Annotated in this window: 16 protein-coding genes; 7 read left to right on the top strand and 9 right to left on the bottom strand. The window is 73.9% G+C overall.

Annotated elements, in window-relative coordinates:
* Positions 1 to 28 precede the first annotated feature (28 nt).
* The 4 genes from ACZ6D7_RS36895 to ACZ6D7_RS36910 all read right to left on the bottom strand — a co-directional run bounded on the left by ACZ6D7_RS36895 (position 29) and on the right by ACZ6D7_RS36910 (position 4,373).
* Positions 29 to 676, bottom strand: a complete 648-nt coding sequence (locus tag ACZ6D7_RS36895) for a response regulator transcription factor (protein WP_469500516.1) — start codon at positions 674 to 676, stop codon at positions 29 to 31.
* The gene (locus ACZ6D7_RS36900) at positions 673 to 1,860 is read right to left on the bottom strand and encodes a sensor histidine kinase (protein ID WP_469500518.1); all 1,188 of its coding nucleotides are present in this window, start codon (positions 1,858 to 1,860) and stop codon (positions 673 to 675) included. The genes ACZ6D7_RS36895 and ACZ6D7_RS36900 overlap by 4 nt, the downstream gene beginning before the upstream one ends.
* 153 nt (positions 1,861 to 2,013) lie before the next feature.
* A complete protein-coding gene (locus ACZ6D7_RS36905) occupies positions 2,014 to 3,183 on the bottom strand; it encodes an ABC transporter substrate-binding protein (RefSeq protein WP_469500519.1) in 1,170 nt (389 codons plus the stop codon).
* Positions 3,184 to 3,374: 191 nt separating this feature from the next.
* Positions 3,375 to 4,373 (bottom strand): helix-turn-helix domain-containing protein, encoded by a 999-nt coding sequence (locus tag ACZ6D7_RS36910; RefSeq protein WP_469500521.1) that lies wholly within the window; start codon positions 4,371 to 4,373, stop codon positions 3,375 to 3,377.
* A 143-nt stretch (positions 4,374 to 4,516) separates the two neighbouring features.
* On the opposite strand from ACZ6D7_RS36910, the gene ACZ6D7_RS36915 reads away from it, so the two are divergent.
* Positions 4,517 to 5,884: a TerD family protein gene (locus ACZ6D7_RS36915; protein WP_469500523.1), complete on the top strand. Its 1,368-nt coding sequence runs from the start codon at positions 4,517 to 4,519 to the stop codon at positions 5,882 to 5,884.
* 46 nt (positions 5,885 to 5,930) lie between these two features.
* Here the strand turns inward: ACZ6D7_RS36915 and ACZ6D7_RS36920 are convergent, their stop codons facing one another.
* Positions 5,931 to 6,905: an alpha/beta hydrolase gene (locus ACZ6D7_RS36920; RefSeq protein ID WP_469500525.1), complete on the bottom strand. Its 975-nt coding sequence runs from the start codon at positions 6,903 to 6,905 to the stop codon at positions 5,931 to 5,933.
* Positions 6,906 to 7,032: 127 nt separating this feature from the next.
* Positions 7,033 to 8,037 (bottom strand): FkbM family methyltransferase, encoded by a 1,005-nt coding sequence (locus ACZ6D7_RS36925; RefSeq protein ID WP_469500528.1) that lies wholly within the window; start codon positions 8,035 to 8,037, stop codon positions 7,033 to 7,035.
* 170 nt (positions 8,038 to 8,207) lie between these two features.
* Between ACZ6D7_RS36925 and ACZ6D7_RS36930 the strand changes: the two genes are divergently transcribed.
* The gene (locus ACZ6D7_RS36930) at positions 8,208 to 9,089 is read left to right on the top strand and encodes an LLM class F420-dependent oxidoreductase (RefSeq protein WP_469500529.1); all 882 of its coding nucleotides are present in this window, start codon (positions 8,208 to 8,210) and stop codon (positions 9,087 to 9,089) included.
* A gap of 77 nt (positions 9,090 to 9,166) precedes the next feature.
* Here the strand turns inward: ACZ6D7_RS36930 and ACZ6D7_RS36935 are convergent, their stop codons facing one another.
* Positions 9,167 to 9,727 (bottom strand): NADPH-dependent FMN reductase, encoded by a 561-nt coding sequence (locus ACZ6D7_RS36935; RefSeq protein ID WP_469500531.1) that lies wholly within the window; start codon positions 9,725 to 9,727, stop codon positions 9,167 to 9,169.
* Between the two features lie 118 nt (positions 9,728 to 9,845).
* Here ACZ6D7_RS36935 and ACZ6D7_RS36940 point away from each other — a divergent pair, with 118 nt between their 5' ends.
* From ACZ6D7_RS36940 to ACZ6D7_RS36950, 3 genes are all read left to right on the top strand, one after another.
* A complete protein-coding gene (locus ACZ6D7_RS36940) occupies positions 9,846 to 10,505 on the top strand; it encodes a TetR/AcrR family transcriptional regulator (RefSeq protein WP_469500533.1) in 660 nt (219 codons plus the stop codon).
* A gap of 136 nt (positions 10,506 to 10,641) precedes the next feature.
* Positions 10,642 to 11,691, top strand: coding sequence for a LacI family DNA-binding transcriptional regulator (locus ACZ6D7_RS36945; protein ID WP_469500535.1), 1,050 nt, complete (start codon positions 10,642 to 10,644; stop codon positions 11,689 to 11,691).
* Positions 11,692 to 11,794: 103 nt separating this feature from the next.
* A complete protein-coding gene (locus ACZ6D7_RS36950) occupies positions 11,795 to 13,249 on the top strand; it encodes a benzaldehyde dehydrogenase (protein WP_469500536.1) in 1,455 nt (484 codons plus the stop codon).
* 76 nt (positions 13,250 to 13,325) lie between these two features.
* Here ACZ6D7_RS36950 and trxA read toward each other — a convergent pair whose 3' ends face one another.
* Positions 13,326 to 13,709 (bottom strand): thioredoxin, encoded by a 384-nt coding sequence (trxA, locus tag ACZ6D7_RS36955; RefSeq protein ID WP_469500538.1) that lies wholly within the window; start codon positions 13,707 to 13,709, stop codon positions 13,326 to 13,328.
* Between the two features lie 142 nt (positions 13,710 to 13,851).
* Here trxA and ACZ6D7_RS36960 point away from each other — a divergent pair, with 142 nt between their 5' ends.
* Positions 13,852 to 15,270: a dihydrolipoyl dehydrogenase family protein gene (locus ACZ6D7_RS36960; protein WP_469500541.1), complete on the top strand. Its 1,419-nt coding sequence runs from the start codon at positions 13,852 to 13,854 to the stop codon at positions 15,268 to 15,270.
* Between the two features lie 8 nt (positions 15,271 to 15,278).
* Here the strand turns inward: ACZ6D7_RS36960 and ACZ6D7_RS36965 are convergent, their stop codons facing one another.
* Positions 15,279 to 15,923, bottom strand: a complete 645-nt coding sequence (locus ACZ6D7_RS36965; protein WP_469500543.1) for a peptide deformylase — start codon at positions 15,921 to 15,923, stop codon at positions 15,279 to 15,281.
* A gap of 132 nt (positions 15,924 to 16,055) precedes the next feature.
* Here ACZ6D7_RS36965 and ACZ6D7_RS36970 point away from each other — a divergent pair, with 132 nt between their 5' ends.
* Positions 16,056 to 17,453 carry a PepSY-associated TM helix domain-containing protein gene (locus tag ACZ6D7_RS36970; protein ID WP_469500545.1) on the top strand — a complete coding sequence of 466 codons (1,398 nt, stop codon included), beginning with the start codon at positions 16,056 to 16,058 and terminating at the stop codon, positions 17,451 to 17,453.
* The last annotated feature ends 116 nt before the right edge of the window (positions 17,454 to 17,569 follow it).

Below are 17,569 nucleotides of genomic sequence, written 5' to 3' on the forward strand. Positions count from 1 at the left end.
CGCCGGGTGCCCCGTCCTCACCGGCGGCTCACGCCAGGTCCAGCAGCCCCCGGCGCACCGCCTCCGACACCGCCGCCGCCCGGTTGTCCGCGCCGAGCTTGCGGTAGACCCGGACGAGATGCGTCTTGACGGTGGCCTCGCTCAGGAACAGCGCCTCGGCGATCGCCCGGTTGCTCAGCCCCTCGGCCAGCAGCCGCACCACCTCGACCTCCCGCCCGCTCAACTCCCGCTCGGGCGCGGCCACCCGGCCGACCAGCTCGCCCACCACCTCCCGCGCAAGACCGAGCGCCCCGGCGGCCGCACCCCTGACGGCCCGGAACAGCTCCTGCGGCGGCCCCGCCTTCAGCACATAGCCGCGGGCCCCCGCCTCCAGCGCGCGCACGACATCGGCCCGGCCCGAGTAGCTCGTCAGCATCACCACGGCCACCCCCGGAGCCGAGGCCGCGAGCCGCCGCACCGCCTCCACCCCGTCGATCCCGGACCCGGCCCCGCCGAACCGCAGATCCATCAGCACCACGTCCGGCACCAGTTCCGCCGCGAGCCGTACGGCCTCCTCGCCCGTGCCCGCCTCGGCGGCCACCTCGAGATCCGGCTCGCCCTCCAGCAGCGCACGCAGCCCCGCCCGTACGACGACATGGTCGTCGGCCAGCAGCAGCCGCAACCGTGTCGTGGTCACCGGGCGGCCACCGGGGCCGGGCTGGACTCCGGCAGCGCGGGCACCGAGGCCCGCAGGCACGTGCCCCGCCCCGGCGCGCTGCCGATGTCGAGATCGCCCCCGCACTCGCGCAGCCGCGCCCGCGCGGCGGGCAGCCCGAGCCCACGGGCCGGGTGAGCGGGGGCTCCGGCGCGGCCGGGCTCGAACCCCGCGCCGTCGTCCCGCACTTCCAGCTCCACCCGGTCCGGATGCAGGTCGAGCGTCACCAGGACGTTCACCGCACGGGCGTGTTCGCGCACATTGGCCAGCGCGCTCTGCGCCACCCGGAACAGGGTCGCCGCGGCCTGGCCGTCCAGGGCGGGCCGGCGGGTGCCGGTCGAGCGGAACCGGACACGGGCCGCCGCCCCCTCCGCCTCGGCCCGGGCGCACAGCAGCCGCAGCGCACCCTCCAGACCGGCCTCGTCCACGGCTGACGGCGTCAGGTCACGGATGATCCGGCGGGTCTCCCCGAGGTTGGCGTGCAGTCCGTCGGCGACGGCGCGGATCCTGGTGCGCGCCACGTCCGGACGCGCGTCCCAGTCGCGCTCGGCGGCCTGGAGCAACATCACGCCGCCCGCGAGTTCCTGCGCCAGCGTGTCGTGCAGGTCCCGTGCGATCCGGGCCCGCTCGGCCAGCACGCCGGCCTGCCGCTGCCGGCGCGCCAGGACTTCCCGGGTGCCCCGCAACTCCTCGACCAGCCGCAGCCGTTCGGCGGCGTCGCGCTGCTGGGCGCGGTAGAGCGCGACGGTGCCCCACACGGCGGCCACCGGGATCAGGACGATCTCCGGGTCGAACTGCCCTGCGCTGCGGACGAGTTGCCCGGCCAGGACCGCGGTGAGCACGGCCAGGGCGACCCCGGCGGAGCGCCGGCCGAGCACCCTCAGCGCCGCGCAGGCCAGCGGCACCGCGCACCACACATAGGCGGACGTGAGCGAGGTGGGGGCACGGACCAGCAGCGTGGTCCACAGCACCAGCAGCGCCGCCACCCACAGGGGCCGGCCGAACCGCCCCAGCCGCTCCCCGGCGGCGAGCCCGCCCGCGTACACCAGCGCCAGTAGTCCGCTGACGGCCACGATCTCCCAGCAGGGCCGGATGCCCAGGTGCGCGAGGCGGACCAGAGCGGCGCCGACGACCAGGAAGAACGTCAGATGGGCGGTGTACGCCATGGCCGACCGGCTCCCGCGGACGACCCTCGCCGAGGCACGGACGGGAGCGCGATCGGACACGGTGGATCCCCTTGCGCGATGATCTGTTCGAACAGGGGAGCCGAGTCTATCCACCGGCTGTAGGGCCCGTGTGAGGACGCCGTGCGCCCCGCGTCAGGCTCCGGGGCGCAGTCCCAGCACGCCCGGCGTCGGCTCGCCCCGCACCTCGCCGAAGTACAGGGCGAAGGTCTGCTTCAGACGCTCCACCTCGGCCCGGTCGGCCATGAAGCGGGGGAAGCCGTCGAGGTTGGCGTTCGGGTATTCCCAGACCGGCTTGAGTCCGGCCGGAGGAGCGATGTCGGTGCGCACCGACCAGCCGTTGAAGGACGCCCCCTGGGTGGCCGTGGACAGCTGCCAGTTGAGGTAGAGCTTCGCGGCCGTGGAGTTGCGGGCCGCCTTGAGGATCGCGGCCCGCTGACCCCACGCCATGAACGGCGCTTCGTCCGGAACGACCCACTTCACCGGGCCCGTCGACAGGGGCGCGCCGGAACCGCCGACCCCGATCGCGTACTGCCCCGCGCGCACGGCGTCCCCGGGCGAGTTGCTGCCGCGGGCGAACCGCACGTCCTGCGCGGCCAGCCGGGCCGCGAAGTCCCAGCCGTACTTCTTGACGTACAGGGAGTAGAGGAACAGCACCGCGTCGTCGTCGTGCGGGTACGACGAGGCGATCTTGCCCTTCCACTTCGGGTCGAGCAGGTCCAGCGGGGTGCGCGGGGCGTCCGCGCCGACCGCGGCGGACGCGTACAGGAAACTGAAGCCGATCGCCGCGATCGCGACCCAGGCGCCCTGCGGGTCCTTGAACTTGTCGTAGACCTGGGAGAACCCGGCGGGCTTGTACGCCAGCAGCCGGCCCTGGGCCTTCCAGCGGACGAAGTCCTGGAGGGTCTGGAGCTGGACGACGTCGGGGACGAGGGTGCGGGTGGCGAACTGGTTGTCGATCCGCACGTCGTGGAACTTGCTGTAGTCGACGATCAGCTTCAGATCGATGTCCGGGAAGCGCCGCAGGAAGGCGGCTTTGGTGCCGTCCTGCTGGGTCGGGGTGTCCCCGCCCGCGTAGATGACGAGCTTGCCCCCTTCCGCGAGGGCGGCCCGGTACAGCTCGTCGAGGGACCGGGTCTCCTCGCCGCCGGCGCCGGCGCCGGCGGCGGCGGTGGGGCGGGGCGAGGACGACGTGGGGGTGGCGGCGGGGGAGGCCGAGGCGGGCGTGGCGGCGAGGGCGCCGAGGCCGAGGGCGGCGCCGGCACCGGTCGCGAGGAGACGCCTGCGGCTGGGGGAGCTGGGCATGCGGGGGAGACCTCTCTGCTGTCCGAGGGGGGTGAGGACCGGGCGCCACGGTCGACACCGATCCTGCTCTCCGCCCGGCCCGGCCCGCGTCGTCCGGACGGACCGGATGACACGCGGGCGGTGGAATCCCCTGTCAACCGATCGGTTGAACGCCCGCCGCCGCACCACTTCCTACGGCCGCGCCGGTCGGCCTACGGCCGTGCCAGCCGGCGCATCGTCAGCGCGAGGTGCAGCCGCAGCCGGCCCTGGGGCGTGCGCACCGGCCAGCCGAGCAGGTGCTCGGCGTGCGCCAGCCGGTCCTGGAGCGTGGAGTGGTGCACGTTCGCCTCGGCGGCGGCCGCCCGCAGACTCGGCGTCGCGGTCACCGCGTACAGGGTGGCGAGCAGACCGGGCGTGTCCGCGGCGGCCGTCTCCAGCGCGTGGACGTCGGGCGGCGGCTCCGCGCCCGGGACGACGAGGTCGGCCAGCAGGGCGATGCCGCCCAGTTCGTCGGCGTGCACGACGAGGGGGCCGGGGTCGTGGGCGGTGCCCTCGGCGGTGAACCGCAGCGCGGTGCGGGCGGCGGCCCAGGAGGAGGGCAGCTCCGGCACGAGGACGGCGGGGCCGACACCGGTCCGGCCGGCGGCCGGCTCGGGGCCGGGTGCCTCCGGCGGTGCGGGGACGACCCGGGGCGGGCCGCCCGGGGTGGCCAGGGCGCGGGCGGGGACACGGGGATCGAGGCCGAGCCCGCGGGCCGCGTGCAGCCGGGCCGTTTCCGGGGCCGTGGCGTCCAGGAGGGTCTCGACCAGGGCGGGGTCCTCCAGCGGGGCCCGGCCGCGGGTGCGGTCCAGGACCAGCCGCGCCGCGCCGGCCGCCCGCTCCAGGATCACGGCGTCGACCACGCTGGGCTCCGCGCCGTGACGTTCCAGCCAGAGCGCGGTCGCGCCGTCCGGCGTCAGCGCGGCGGACGGCCACGCGGGGTCCGGCGGCAGCTCGGTGTCCCGACGGGTGCCGTCGGGCTCGACCCGGATCCGCACCCGCCGTTCCGCGTCCACCAGCCGCGCGGGCACCCCCGCGAGCACGGCGGCTCCACGCACCAACGCCTCCACCCCGGCCCGCGCCTCCGACAGCCGGTCGAAGTACGCGATCACCCGCACGGCCGCCCCGGCATCGGGATCCAGCGCCGTCAGCCGCCCGGCCAGCTCTTTCATACGGCCATGATGCGGCATGCGCCCGCCGGTGAGGAGAGTGGCGACCCCGCGTCCGATCAGGCTCGGGCATGGCCGATCGGATCCGTAAGCGATGTGCCAGAGTGGCGGAAAACCGATGGGCTGAGCACCTGGGGGTGGGCGACATGCCGGAGCTGGGCAAGGGCGGGAACACCACGATGAGCACCGGACGGGTGACCGTGGAACTGGAGACCGAGGGCGACCCCGTCGACCTCAGCGCCCTGCTGGTCACCGCCGAGGGCAAGGTCAGGTCCGACGACGACCTGGTCTTCTACAACCAGCCCTCCGCCGAGTCCGACGCCGTACGGCACCGGGCCGCCGACACCGAGGGGCCCGAGCGGATCGAGGTGGCCCCGGCGGCACTGCCCGCGGACGTGGACCGGGTCGTGCTGGTGGCCAGCTGCGATCCCGACGACGTCACCCGTACCTTCCACGGCGTCAAGAACGTCCGGGTGCGGGCCGTGCAGGACGGCGGTGAGCCGGTCGTCTTCCGCCCGCCGGCCCTCGTCGACGGCGAACGCGCGGTCCTGCTCACCGAGTTGTACCGCCGCGCCGGGGCCTGGAAGCTGCGCGCCATCGGTCAGGGCTACGCCGACGGACTGGCCGGCCTCGCCACGGACTTCGGGATAGAGGTCGCCGAGGCGGAGGAGGAGGGACCCGAGCCGACGGCGCAGGGGAGAGCGGAGGAGCGGGCGGAGCCGACGGCGGAAGGCGCTGTTCCGGTGCCCGCGGCCGCGCCGGCCCCGCCCCGGCCCAGCCTGGTGAAGCCGCCGCTCGGGAAGATCAGCCTCGACAAGGGCGGCCAGGTCTCCCTCAGCCTCGACAAGGCCGACCGCGAACTGGTGGTCACCGTGGCGCTGGAATGGGACGGCGGCAGCGAAGAGCGCCGCAGACGGGGCGCCGACCTCGACCTCTACGCCCTGTTCGTGCCCGCGGGCAAGGCACTGGTCGGCACCCACGAGCCCGGCACCCTGGTCCGGTCCGGGCACGTCCCGCAGGGCGAACCGCTGCGCCCCGGCGGAGCCGCGCCCTCCGCCGCCGCCCAGCCGGCCCGCAAGGGCAAGAAGAAGGCGGCGACGGCGGTCTACTACAACCGCCTCGGCTCCCTCACCGCCCGCCCCTACATCCGTCTCGACGGCGACTCCCGCGTCCCCGGTCGCGAGGCCGTGCGGATCGTCCGGCCCGACGAGCAGGGGTATGTCCTGCTGTGCGCCTACTCGGCGGTCAGCAACGGCTTCGGTTCCTTCCGCAGCTTCGGCGCGAAGGTCGTCGTCGACGACGGCCGCGGCTCCACGGTCACCGTGCCGCTGTACGAGAACACCAAGACCCGCTACTGGGTGGCGATCGCCCTCGTCGACTTCACCTCGGACGACGGGGCGCGCATCCGCCACGTCGAGGCCTACAGCGCCCGGATGACCGAGCGCCGGCCGGTCCTGCACACGGACGGGACCGTCGAGATGAACGCGGGGCCGATCGAGTTCAAGCGCCGCTGAACCCCGCCGCCGAGCCTGCCGCCGGGGTCTCGCCGGGGAGGAACGCCTACTCGGCGAGCAGCCTGCGCAGCCAGTCCAGGTGGGCCGCCCGGGCCGCCCGGGACAGCGCGGCCTGGGGGGCGAAGCCGTCGAAGCCGTGGAAGCCGCCCGGCCAGACGTGCAGTTCGGCTGTCCCGCCGGCCTGCCAGATCCGGGAGGCGAAGGCGACGACCTCGTCCCGGAAGGTCTCCGCGGAGCCGACGTCGAGGAAGGCCGGGGGCAGCCCGGAGAGGTCCTCGGCGCGGGCGGGCGCCGCGTAGGGGGAGACGTCCGGGCCGCCGCGCCGCTCGCCGAGCAGGGCCGTCCAGCCCGTCTCGTTGGCGGTGCGGTCCCAGACGCCGAGGCCCGCCATCTGGTGGGAGGACGGGGTGTCGTTGCGGTCGTCGAGCATCGGGCACAGCAGCAGCTGGCCGATCGGCCGCGGGCCCCCGCGGTCGCGCAGCAGCAGCGCCAGCGCCGCGCTCAGGCCGCCGCCCGCGCTGGCCCCGGCGATCACGATCCGCTCCGGGTCCGCGCCCAGCTCCTTGGCGTGCTCCGCCGTCCACAGCAGACCGGCGTACACGTCCTCGACCGGCGCCGGGTGCGGGTGCTCGGGGGCCAGCCGGTACTCCACCGACACCACGACCAGGTCCAGTTCCCGTGCCCAGTCCAGGACCACGTCCAGGCCGACCCGGTTGGTGCCGATGACCATGCCGCCGCCGTGCACGTGGTAGACGACCGGTCGCGGGCGGGCGGGTGCCGGGGTGGTGGGACGGCAGATCAGCAGGGAGATCTCCGGGGCGCCCGCCGGCCCCGGCACGGTCCGGTCCTCGGCCTCGAAGGCGCCGCCCGCCGTCACGTCCAGGTCGGCCAGCATCGAGATGCCCGGCCCCTGGCGGATGGCCTCGATGTCCTCCAGGGTCATGGTCGGCTGGACCACGTCCTTGATCAGCTCCAGGGCGGCGGCGAGTTCGGGATCGAACGGCGGCGGGACGGACGTCATGGCATCTCCTCGGACGGGAACGCGGCGGCTCGTGCGCACATGATCCGCGCCCGGCCGGCCGCCCGGGGCGCCGCCGTACGGCGGAAACTGCCCGCCGTTCGGCGGGTGGCCCCCGCCGAGGCGGCCGCTACGGCTTGGGCGCCGACTCCGCGCGCATCATCACGCAGTCGAACTCGATCACACGTCCCGTGGTCGCCTCGCGGGTCACCGGGTACATGCCGGTGATGCCGAAGCCCTCGGCCTCGTACGCGGCGACGGCCTCGCCCATGGTGGGGCTGCCGTCGTAGAGCCGCAGGCAGGCGACCTCGGACTGCATGCCGACGAACTCCCCGATCCGCTTGCCGGCGCCGGCGAACACCTCGAGGTCGTAGCCCTGGGTGTCCATCTTGAGGTAGGGGACGGGGTCGGTGAGGCCGTCGAGGGCCTCGTCCATCACCTCGTCCAGCCGGCGGATGCGGATCTCCTCGGTGTCGGACTTCTTGAAGCGGCTGTAGCGGTCCTTGCCGTACTCACTGGGCGGCAGCAGGGAGTTCATCGTCAGCCAGCTCGTGTGGATCTCGGCGGTGGTCTCCTCGCGGCCGAGGCCGCACTGGTACACCCGCCACTCGGGGTCCTGCTCGGCGGCCTTCTCCAGTTTGGCGAACGTCGCCGAGGTGGGCTCGAAGGAGACGATCCGGCCGGTGTACCCGGCCTTGCGCAGCCGCTTGGCGTACTGCCCGGTGTTGGCGCCCACGTCGAACACGCAGTTCACGCCGTACAGCTGGAGCATGGCGGTCACATGCTGCACGCACAGGTACTCGGCAGCGGCGAGCTGCATCCTGCGTTCGTCCACCCGCTCCGGCGCGTCCATCAGCACCAGGGCGCCGGACTCGGCGAGCGGTACGACGCCCTGCTTGGGGATCTCGGCCCGCTCGCCGCCGCGCGTGCGCCGCAGCAGCCAGGTGTCCTTGTCCACGCCGGTCACCTGGTACGGGCCGCCGCGCCGGGAGAGCACCGTGGTGCCGGGGCCGACCTCGGTCGCCTCGTAGGGGGTGCCGCGGCGGGAGACCACCGCCGCTCCCGGGCCGAGGTCGGTCACCTGGACGCCGATGCGGGGCATGAGCCGGAGCAGTCGTCGATAAAGGGTCTGCATCCCTCAAGCCATATCAGACATGGCGGGGAGCGGTCTTCGGGTTGAACGACTTTCGACGTCCGGTTACGTGAAGGAAACCGGGCGGACCCCCCGAGGCGGGCCTTGACTTCGAGAGCACTCCAGCGCCTAGCGTCACGGGGGCAGAGGAAGATCCGGAGGGCGGGGCGTACATGCGTGTGGGTGTGCACATCAACCAGTTCGGCAACTCCGGGGGCGCGCCCGCCCTCGGTGCCGAGCTGGCGGCGGCGGGGGCCGCGGCGGAGGCGGCCGGGGTGAGCCGGCTGTCGGTGATGGACCACTACTTCCAGATGGAGTTCAACGGCGGGGCCGAGGCGCCCATGCTGGAGGCGTACACGACCCTGGCGTATCTCGCCGCCCACACCTCCACGGTCAGACTCGGGGCCCTCGTGACGGGGGTGACGTACCGGCACCCTGGGCTGCTCGCCAAGATCGCCACCACCCTCGACGTGCTCTCGGGAGGCCGTGCCTCTCTGGGCATCGGTGCGGCGTGGTACGACCGCGAGCACACGGGCCTGGGTGTCCCGTTCCCGCCGCTCGCGGAGCGTTTCGAGCGGCTCGAGGAGACGCTCCAGATCTGTCTGCGGATGTGGGACCCGCAGGACGACGGGCCGTTCGTGGGCCGCCACTACCAGCTGCGGGAGACGCTCTGCGTGCCGGCGCCGGTGAGCGATCCGCGCCCGGAGATCCTGATCGGCGGCGGGGGCGAACGCAAGACGCTGCGGCTGGTCGCCCGCTACGCGGACGCCTGCAACCTCTTCGCCGCGGGGCCGGCCCTGGTCCGGCACAAGCTGGACGTCCTGCGTGAGCACTGCGAGAGCGAGGGACGCGACTACGACACGGTCCTGAAGACGATCACATACACCGCCGATCCCGCCACCGCGGGCGACCTCGACGCCTTCCTGCGGGATATCTCGGGCTATACCGGGCTGGGTGTCGACACGGTGATCCTGGCGCCGAAGCTGGGGGAGACGGCCGGCTGGATCGAGCGTTTCGTGGCCCCCGTGGTGGAGCGGCTGGCCGAGCTGGACTGAGTGACGGCCGGGCGGTGCGGCGAGACGGAGCGGGGGCCGCGGCGGATGTGCCGCGGCCCCCGCTCGGGCTGCGGAGATCAGGCAGCGACCTCGCCGGCGTGGCCGTGCAGCCGGGCCACGACCTCGGTCAGCTGGCCGGCGACCTCGGCGTCGTCGACCGGGTGGGTCTCGGCGAAGCGGGTCAGGGAACCGGGGATGGAGAGCTTGAGGTCCTCGATCACCTTGCCGCCGGCGATGCCCACGGCCTTGCGGGCCTCGTCCTGCGCCCACACGCCGCCGAACTGGCCGAAGGCGGTGCCGACGACGGCGACCGGCTTGCCGCCGAAGGCGCCGGCGCCGTACGGGCGGGACAGCCAGTCGATGGCGTTCTTCAGGACGGCCGGGATGGTGCCGTTGTACTCGGGGGAGAAGAGCAGGAAGGCGTCGGCGCCCTGGGCGGCCTCACGCAGCTTGGCGGCGGCGGCCGGGACGCTGCCCTCGACGTCGAGGTCCTCGTTGTAGAAGGGGATCTCGGCCAGGCCCTCGTAGAGGTCGACCTGCGCGCCCTCGGGAGCGAGCTTGACCGCAGCCTCGGCGAGCTGGCGGTTGGTCGAACCGGCGCGAAGGCTGCCGACGAGCGCGAGAATGCGAACGGACATGGGTACTCCCAAGGGGCTGAAACAGTGCCGTAACGATCCGGACCGGGGTCCGTTTAATGTTGTAGCACTCTAACCGGACCGTGGTCCAGTTTCATTCCCGGTGCTTTACGCTGTGTTCATGTCCGCCGACCTGCCGCTCTTCTCGAACGTCCAGGGGATCACCGGCGAGCCCGAGTTGTTGCAGCTCGGGCCGGCCGGCGATGAGCCGTGCCTGCGTGCCGACGCGGCCCGCAACCGCGCCAGGCTGCTGGACGCGGCCGCCCGGCTGATCGCCGAGCACGGCGCCGCCGGCGTCACCATGGAGGCGGTGGCGGCCGCGGCGAACGTGGGCAAGGGCACGGTGTTCCGCCGCTTCGGCGACCGCACCGGGCTGCTCACCGCGCTGCTGGACCACTCGGAACGGAAGTTCCAGGCCGCCTTCCTCGCCGGCCCGCCGCCGATGGGGCCGGGCGCACCGCCCGACGAGCGGCTGCGCGCCTTCGGCCACGCCCTGCTGCGGCGCACGGTCGAGGAACTCGACCTCCAGCTGGCGGCCGAGCCGGACCCCGTGCGCCGCTTCTCCGTGCCGGCCCGGCAGGTGCTGCACGGCCATGTGCTCCTGCTGCTGCGGCAGGCGGTGCCCGACGCGGACTGCGAACTGCTCGCCCATACGCTGATGGGCTACCTCAACCCCGCCCTCGTCCACCACCTGACCCGCCAGTGCGGCCTGCCCCTGGCGCGCCTGGAGAACGGCTGGAGCGACCTGGTGACCCGGCTCACGGCGCCCACGACCTGCTGACAACTCCCACGGTCCCCGGCACCCGGCCCGCCTGTTCCCGTCAGCTGTTCGTGATCACGGCGCTCACCTGGTTCTTTGACGGTTCATCACATCTGAACGTCCCCCGGGCGAAACCCCGTTGCCGGCTTCTGCCAAGATGCCGTACGTCATGGTGCAGATACCGAACACGCCCGCGCCGACGCAGTCGCCGGCGCCGCGCTCCGTGCCCACGAGTGCCGACGTGGCCCGCCTGGCCGGCGTCTCGCGCGCGACCGTCTCCTACGTCCTGAACAACACCAGCGCGGTCCGGATCAGCGAGCCCACCCGCCGCCGGGTCCACGAGGCCGCGAAGGAACTGGGGTACGTGCCGCACGCGGCCGCCCGCAGTCTGCGCGCCGGACACAGCCGGATGGTGCTGATGCCCGCCCCGCCGATCCCTGCGGGACCGCTCTACAGCCAGTTCGTCCACGACTTCCAGGGCGCTCTCAGCCGCCTCGACTACACCGTCGTCCAGTACGGCGCCTGCGGGCTGCGCGGGGACGACGCCGCCCGCGCCTGGGCCGAACTGCGGCCGGTCGCCGTCCTGGTGCCCGGACCCGGTATCGGCCCGGAGGGGGTGGCCGTCCTCAAGCGCTCCGGCGCCCGGGCCGTGGTCACCCTCAGCTCCGAGCGCGTCGAGGGCGCCCACGCGCTCCTCATGGACCACGACGGCGTCGGCCGCAGCGCCGCCGCGCACCTGTACGCCCGGGGCAGACGCCGGATCGGCGTGGTCGTCCCCGAGGAGCGCGGCATGGACATGTTCTCCGTGCCCCGGCTCGCCGGTGCCCGTGAGGCCCTGCACGGCACCGACGCCACCGTCACCGTGCTGCCCCTCGCGTACACGGAGGAGTCCGCCGCGGAGCTCGCCGGCCACTGGCCGGAGCTGGGCCTGGACGCCGTGTTCGCGTACAACGACGAGTACGCCATGCTGCTGATGCGGGCTCTCCAGGACGAGGGCGTGCGGATCCCCGGCGACACGGCCGTCATCGGCGCCGACGACCTGCTGCTCGGCCGGCTGCTGCGGCCCCGGCTCAGCACGATCCGGATAGCGCTGCCCTCCGGCCGTGACCTCGCGGAACTGGTCGACCGGGCGGTGCGCAACCCGGGCGCGGCACCCGAGGCGCACGAACTGCTGGCGGCTACGGTGGTGCACCGCGACTCCAGCTGACCGCGCAGGTCTCGCCCGCGGGACTAGGATGTTGCGCGCTCAACTAGATGGGACTTCGCTCCCCGAGTCCGGAGTCCCACGGGTCACCGATCGGAGAGCCCTGATGCCGCTGCTCGACCCCCAGACCTGGCAGACCTCGCAGACCGCGCGGTCCCGTCCCCTGACGGGACCGGAGTACCCCGTCACCGAGCCCGCCACCGGCGAGCGGCTCGGCACGGTCGTCCTGGCCGCCGCCGAGGACGTCGCCCCAGCCGCCGAGGCCGCCCGAGCCGCCCAGGCCGACTGGGCCCGCCTGCCGCACTTCGTCCGCGCCGGGGTGCTGCGCAAGGCCGGTGACCTGTTCGCCGCGCACGCCGACGAGCTGCGCGACTGGATCGTCCGGGAGTCCGGCTCCATCCCCGGCAAGGCCGACTTCGAGCTGCACGTCGCCGCCCAGGAGTGCTACGAGGCGGCCGCCCTCGCCTCCCGCCCGGCCGGCCAGGTCCTGCCCAGCGAGGCGCCGCGGCTGTCGTACACCCGGCGGATCCCGGTCGGGGTCGTCGGCGTGATCGCGCCGTTCAACGCCCCGCTGATCCTCTCCATCCGCTCCGTCGCGCCCGCCCTGGCGCTCGGCAACGCCGTCGTGCTGAAGCCGGACCCGCGCACGGCGGTGTGCGGCGGCCTCGCCCTGGCCGCCGTCTTCGCCGAGGCCGGTCTGCCCGAGGGACTGCTGCACGTGCTGCCGGGCGGCGCCGACACCGGTGCGGCCCTGGTCGCCGACCCGCATGTGCCGGTGATCTCCTTCACCGGTTCCACCGCCGCCGGACGGGCGGTCGGCGAGGCCGCGGGACGCCACCTCAAGCGCGCCCACCTCGAACTGGGCGGCAACTCCGCACTGATCGTCCTGGAGGACGCCGACCTCGACGCGGTGATCTCCACGGCCGCCTGGGGCTCCTTCTTCCACCAGGGCCAGATCTGCATGACCACCGGCCGCCACCTGGTGCACGCCTCCCTCTACGAGGAGTACGTCGAACGGCTCGCGGCCAAGGCCGACTCCCTGGCCGTCGGCGACCCTCACCGCGACCGGGTGCACCTCGGCCCGCTCATCGACGACGGTCAACTGGCCAAGGTGCACGGGCTGGTCGAGGCCAGTACGGCGGCCGGCGCGAAGCTCGCCGCGGGCGGCACGCACGAGAGCCGCTTCTACCGGCCGACCGTCCTCGCGGGCGTCGACGACCGGACCCCCGCTTACGCGGAGGAGGTCTTCGGACCGGTCGCACCGGTGCGCGCCTTCGGCACCCCGGACGAGGCCGCAGCCCTGGCCGCCGCCAGTTCCTACGGCCTCTCCCTCGGCATCGTCACCCGCGACGCCGCCCGCGGCCTGGACCTCGCCGAACGCATCCCGACCGGCATCGTGCACATCAACGACCAGACGGTGAACGACGAGGCCGTGGCACCCTTCGGCGGCGTCGCAGCCTCCGGCACCGGCGCCCGCTTCGGCGGCGAGTCCAACCTGGAGGCCTTCACGGACGTCCGCTGGACGACGGTGCGCGGCGACGTGGCGCCGTACCCCTTCTAGGGATCCGTTCGGCTTCCAGGGATCTGTTTGGCTTCCAGGGACCTGCTCGGTTCCGGAGACCGCTCGTTTCCGGGGACTACTCGGCCTGGCCCTGGGCGGCCTGCTGCTCCTCGACCGACTTGCGGACCTCGTCCATGTCCAGCTTGCGGGCCTGGCCGATGACGTCCGTCAGCGCGGCCTCGGGCAGGGCGCCCGGCTGGGCGAACACCGCGACCCGGTCCCGGACGATCATCAGCGTCGGGATCGACTGGATACCGAAGGCCGCGGCCAGCTCCGGCTGCGCCTCGGTGTCCACCTTGCCGAACACCAGGTCGGGGTTGTCCTCGGCGGCCTTCTCGTACACCGGGGCGAACTGACGGCACGGCCCGCACCAGGACGCCCAGAAGTCGATCAGGACGAAGTCGTTCTCCGTGACCGTCTGGTCGAAGTTCTCCTTGGTGAGCTCCACGGTGCTGCTCATGGCGTGATTCCCTCTTCCCGGTGCTTCCTGCCAGGGGTGTCCTGACATGGGGTGAGCCGTCCGCACAACACGGCCGGCCGGGTCCGTATTCCGCGCCCCTACCCGTGTGGCCAGGCCGCACACCACCCACCAGACTGACCTCATGACGGAAACGGAAACCAACACGTACGACGTCGTGGTGCTCGGGGCCGGGCCCGTGGGAGAGAACGTGGCCGACCGCACCCGCGCGGCCGGTCTCACCACCGCGGTCGTGGAGAGCGAGCTGGTCGGCGGCGAGTGCTCGTACTGGGCCTGCATGCCCAGCAAGGCCCTGCTGCGCCCGGTCATAGCCCAGGCCGACGCCCGCCGCCTGCCCGGCCTGCGCCAGGCGGTGCAGGGCCCCCTGGACGCGGCGGCCGTGCTCGCCCGCCGCGACGGCTTCACCTCGCACTGGAAGGACGACGGCCAGGTCGCCTGGCTGGAGGGCGTCGGCGCCGAACTGGTCCGGGGCCACGGCCGTCTGACCGGCCCCCGCACGGTGACCGTCGGGGACCGGGTCCTGACGGCCCGGCACGCGGTCGTCGTCTCCACCGGCAGCCGGGCCGTGCTGCCCGATCTGCCGGGGCTGGCCGAGGTGCGGCCCTGGACCAGCCGGGAGGCCACCAGCGCCCAGGCCGTGCCCGGACGGCTCGTCGTGGTGGGCGGCGGGGTCGTCGCCACCGAGATGGCCACCGCCTGGCAGGCCCTCGGATCCCGCGTCACGCTCCTCGTCCGCGGCAAGGGCCTGCTGAACCGCATGGAGCCGTTCGCCGGCGAAATGGTCGCCGAAGCGCTCACGGAGGCCGGCGTGGACGTGCGCACCGGCACGTCCGTGGCGTCGGTGACCCGGACGGACGGCACTGTCGTGGTCGTCACCGACTCCGGCGAGCGCCTCGAGGCCGACGAGATCCTCTTCGCCACCGGCCGCGCCCCGCGCACCGAGGACATCGGCCTCGACAAGGTCGGCCTGGAACCGGGCTCCTGGCTCACGGTCGACGACAGCCTGCGCGTCACCGGCACCGGCTGGCTGTACGCGGTCGGCGACGTCAACCACCGGGCCCTCCTCACCCACCAGGGCAAGTACCAGGCGCGGATCGCGGGCGCCGCCATCGCCGCCCGCGCCACCGGGACCGGCGTGGCCGAGAACGACCCGTGGAGCAGCCACGTGGCCACCGCCGACCACCACGCCGTCCCCCAGGTCGTCTTCACCGACCCCGAGGCCGCCGCCGTCGGCCTCTCGCTCGCCGAGGCCGAAGAGGCCGGGTACCGGGTGCGCGCCGTCGACGTCCCGCTGTCGTCGGTCGCCGGAGCGGGCCTGTACGCCGACGGCTACAAGGGCCGCGCCCGCATGGTCGTCGACCTGGAGGAGGAGATCCTGCGCGGGGTCACCTTCGTCGGGCCGGGCGTGGGGGAGCTGATCCACTCGGCGACCATCGCCGTCGCCGGACAGGTCCCGATCGCCCGCCTGTGGCACGCCGTACCGTCCTACCCCACCATCAGCGAGGTGTGGCTGCGCCTGCTGGAGGCGTTCCGGGACAACTGACCGGCCGTCTACGGCAGTTCGAACCCCAGCGCCCGGGCCGCCTGCGCCGGCGTCGGCTGGGTCCAGCGCTCCAGCGCGGTCTGGTTGGCGCAGAGCGAGCGCGGCTCGGCGTGGTCGAGGTAGAGCGTGCCGTCCAGATGGTCGGTCTCGTGCTGCACGATCCGGGCGGGCCAGCCGGCGAACACCTCGTCCAGCGCCCGCCCGTGCTCGTCCTGCCCGGTCAGCCGGACCTCGGCGTGCCGGGCCACCACCGCCTGGTAGCCCGGCACGCTCAGACAGCCCTCGAAGAACCCGGCACGGGCCGGACCCACCGGCTCGTACGACGGGTTGACCAGCACCCGGAACGGCTGCGGCACCCGGCCGCGGGCCAGCCGTACCTCCTCCGGCACCGGCGCCGGGTCCTCGACAACGGCGATCCGCAGCTCCACCCCGACCTGCGGGGCGGCGAGCCCCACCCCCGGCGCCGCGTGCATGGTGATCCGCAGCGCCTCGACGAAGCGGGCCAGGAGTGCGGGGTCCAACTGCCCGTCGTAGCGCTCGGTGCCGACGCGCAGGACCGGGTCGCCGGCCGCGACGATGGGCAACGGGCCGCCGGGGGCGAGGAGTTCCTCGATCCGATCGACAAGGGGCGCGCGGGGACTGGGATGTGCCATCGGGCCAGAATGCCACGGCCCATGAGTGTGTGACTCAGGTCACTGGAAGTGGCGGGAACTCGACCGGGTCCCGCCCCGACTACTGGACCGTCACGGCTGAAAATCGTCCCCCTGCCCCCGGAGAGCCCGCTCATGTCCACCGCTCCCTCGACCCTCACGGACGAGGCCCCGCAGCAGTCCGAGCCCGCGGCTCCCACCCGCGGCCCGTGGGCCCCGCTGCGCCCGCTGATCCTGCGCCTGCACTTCTACGCCGGAGTGCTCGTCGCGCCGTTCCTGCTGGTCGCCGCCGTCACCGGGTTCCTTTACGCCGGCTCGTTCCAGGCCGAGAAGCTCGTCTACGCGCACGAGATGACCGTGCCGGTCGGCGACACCAAGCTGCCGATCTCCGAGCAGGTGGACGCGGCCCGGAAGACACACCCGGAGGGCACGGTCTCGGCGGTCCGCCCGTCCCCGGCGGCCGACGCGAGCACCCGGGTGCTGCTCTCCGGGGTCGAGGGCGTGAACCCCGACCACACCCTCGCCGTGTTCGTCGACCCGTACACCGCCAAGGTGCGCGGCTCCCTCGAACAGTACGGCTCGACCGGCGCGCTCCCGCTGCGCACCTGGATCTCCGAACTCCACCGCAACCTGCACCTCGGCGAGACCGGCCGGCTCTACAGCGAGCTGGCCGCGAGCTGGCTGTGGGTGATCGCGGGCGGCGGCATCGTGCTCTGGTTCTCCCGCCGCCGAGCCCTGCGCAAGGTCCGCGGCACCAGCGGCCGGCGCCGCACCCTGGGACTGCACGGCACCGTCGGCATATGGGCCGCCCTCGGCTTCTTCTTCCTCTCCGCGACCGGTCTGACCTGGTCGACGTACGCCGGCGCCACCATCGACGAGCTGCGCACCTCCGTCCACCAGGCCACGCCATCGGTCTCGGCGGCCGCCGGCGGCGGCGAGCACGCCGGACACGACGCGGCCTCCGGCACCGGCGGGGACGGCGAGCACGGCATCGGGCTCGACAAGGTCCTGTCGGCCGCCCGTGCCGAGGGGCTGGGCGACCCGGTCGAGATCGTCCCGCCCGCGGACGCCGAGTCGGCGTACGTCGTCAAGCAGGTGCAGCGCAGCTGGCCGACCAAGCAGGACGCCGTCGCCGTCGACCCGGCCACCGGCGAGATCACCGACACCCTGCGGTTCGAGGAGTACCCGGTGCTCGCCAAGCTGACCCGCTGGGGCATCGACCTGCACACCGGTGTCCTGTTCGGCCTGGCCAACCAGATCCTGCTGATGCTCCTCGCGCTCTCCCTGATCCTGCTGATCGTCTGGGGCTACCGGATGTGGTGGCAGCGCGGCCGGGGCAGCGCGTTCGGCCGGCCCATCCCGCGCGGCGCCTGGGCCCAGGTCCCGCCGTACGTCCTCGTCCCGCTGATGGCGGTGATCGCGGTCCTCGGCTACTTCGTCCCGCTGCTCGGCATCCCGCTGGCCGGGTTCCTCGTGGCCGACGTGATCCTCGGGGAGATCGCGCACCGGCGGGGGAGGCGGACCGCGGCCTGAGCCTGTGGCGGATGTACGGCAGCGGGGGGGGGGGGGGGGGGGGGGGGGGGGGGGGGGGGGGGGGGGGGGGGGGGGGGGGGGGGGGGGGGGGGGGGGGGGGGGGGGGGGGGGGGGGG

Source organism: Streptomyces sp. NPDC041784 (assembly GCF_055591025.1).

Coding starts and splice junctions, on each gene's coding strand:
- ACZ6D7_RS36945 (WP_469500535.1), top strand. CDS start 10,642: ATGCCGTACGTCATGGTGCAGATACCGAACACGCCCGCGCCGACGCAG.
- ACZ6D7_RS36910 (WP_469500521.1), bottom strand. CDS start 4,373: ATGAAAGAGCTGGCCGGGCGGCTGACGGCGCTGGATCCCGATGCCGGG.
- trxA (WP_469500538.1), bottom strand. CDS start 13,709: ATGAGCAGCACCGTGGAGCTCACCAAGGAGAACTTCGACCAGACGGTC.
- ACZ6D7_RS36965 (WP_469500543.1), bottom strand. CDS start 15,923: ATGGCACATCCCAGTCCCCGCGCGCCCCTTGTCGATCGGATCGAGGAA.
- ACZ6D7_RS36905 (WP_469500519.1), bottom strand. CDS start 3,183: ATGCCCAGCTCCCCCAGCCGCAGGCGTCTCCTCGCGACCGGTGCCGGC.
- ACZ6D7_RS36915 (WP_469500523.1), top strand. CDS start 4,517: ATGCCGGAGCTGGGCAAGGGCGGGAACACCACGATGAGCACCGGACGG.
- ACZ6D7_RS36960 (WP_469500541.1), top strand. CDS start 13,852: ATGACGGAAACGGAAACCAACACGTACGACGTCGTGGTGCTCGGGGCC.
- ACZ6D7_RS36925 (WP_469500528.1), bottom strand. CDS start 8,037: ATGCAGACCCTTTATCGACGACTGCTCCGGCTCATGCCCCGCATCGGC.
- ACZ6D7_RS36920 (WP_469500525.1), bottom strand. CDS start 6,905: ATGACGTCCGTCCCGCCGCCGTTCGATCCCGAACTCGCCGCCGCCCTG.
- ACZ6D7_RS36940 (WP_469500533.1), top strand. CDS start 9,846: ATGTCCGCCGACCTGCCGCTCTTCTCGAACGTCCAGGGGATCACCGGC.
- ACZ6D7_RS36950 (WP_469500536.1), top strand. CDS start 11,795: ATGCCGCTGCTCGACCCCCAGACCTGGCAGACCTCGCAGACCGCGCGG.
- ACZ6D7_RS36935 (WP_469500531.1), bottom strand. CDS start 9,727: ATGTCCGTTCGCATTCTCGCGCTCGTCGGCAGCCTTCGCGCCGGTTCG.
- ACZ6D7_RS36970 (WP_469500545.1), top strand. CDS start 16,056: ATGTCCACCGCTCCCTCGACCCTCACGGACGAGGCCCCGCAGCAGTCC.
- ACZ6D7_RS36930 (WP_469500529.1), top strand. CDS start 8,208: ATGCGTGTGGGTGTGCACATCAACCAGTTCGGCAACTCCGGGGGCGCG.
- ACZ6D7_RS36900 (WP_469500518.1), bottom strand. CDS start 1,860: ATGGCGTACACCGCCCATCTGACGTTCTTCCTGGTCGTCGGCGCCGCT.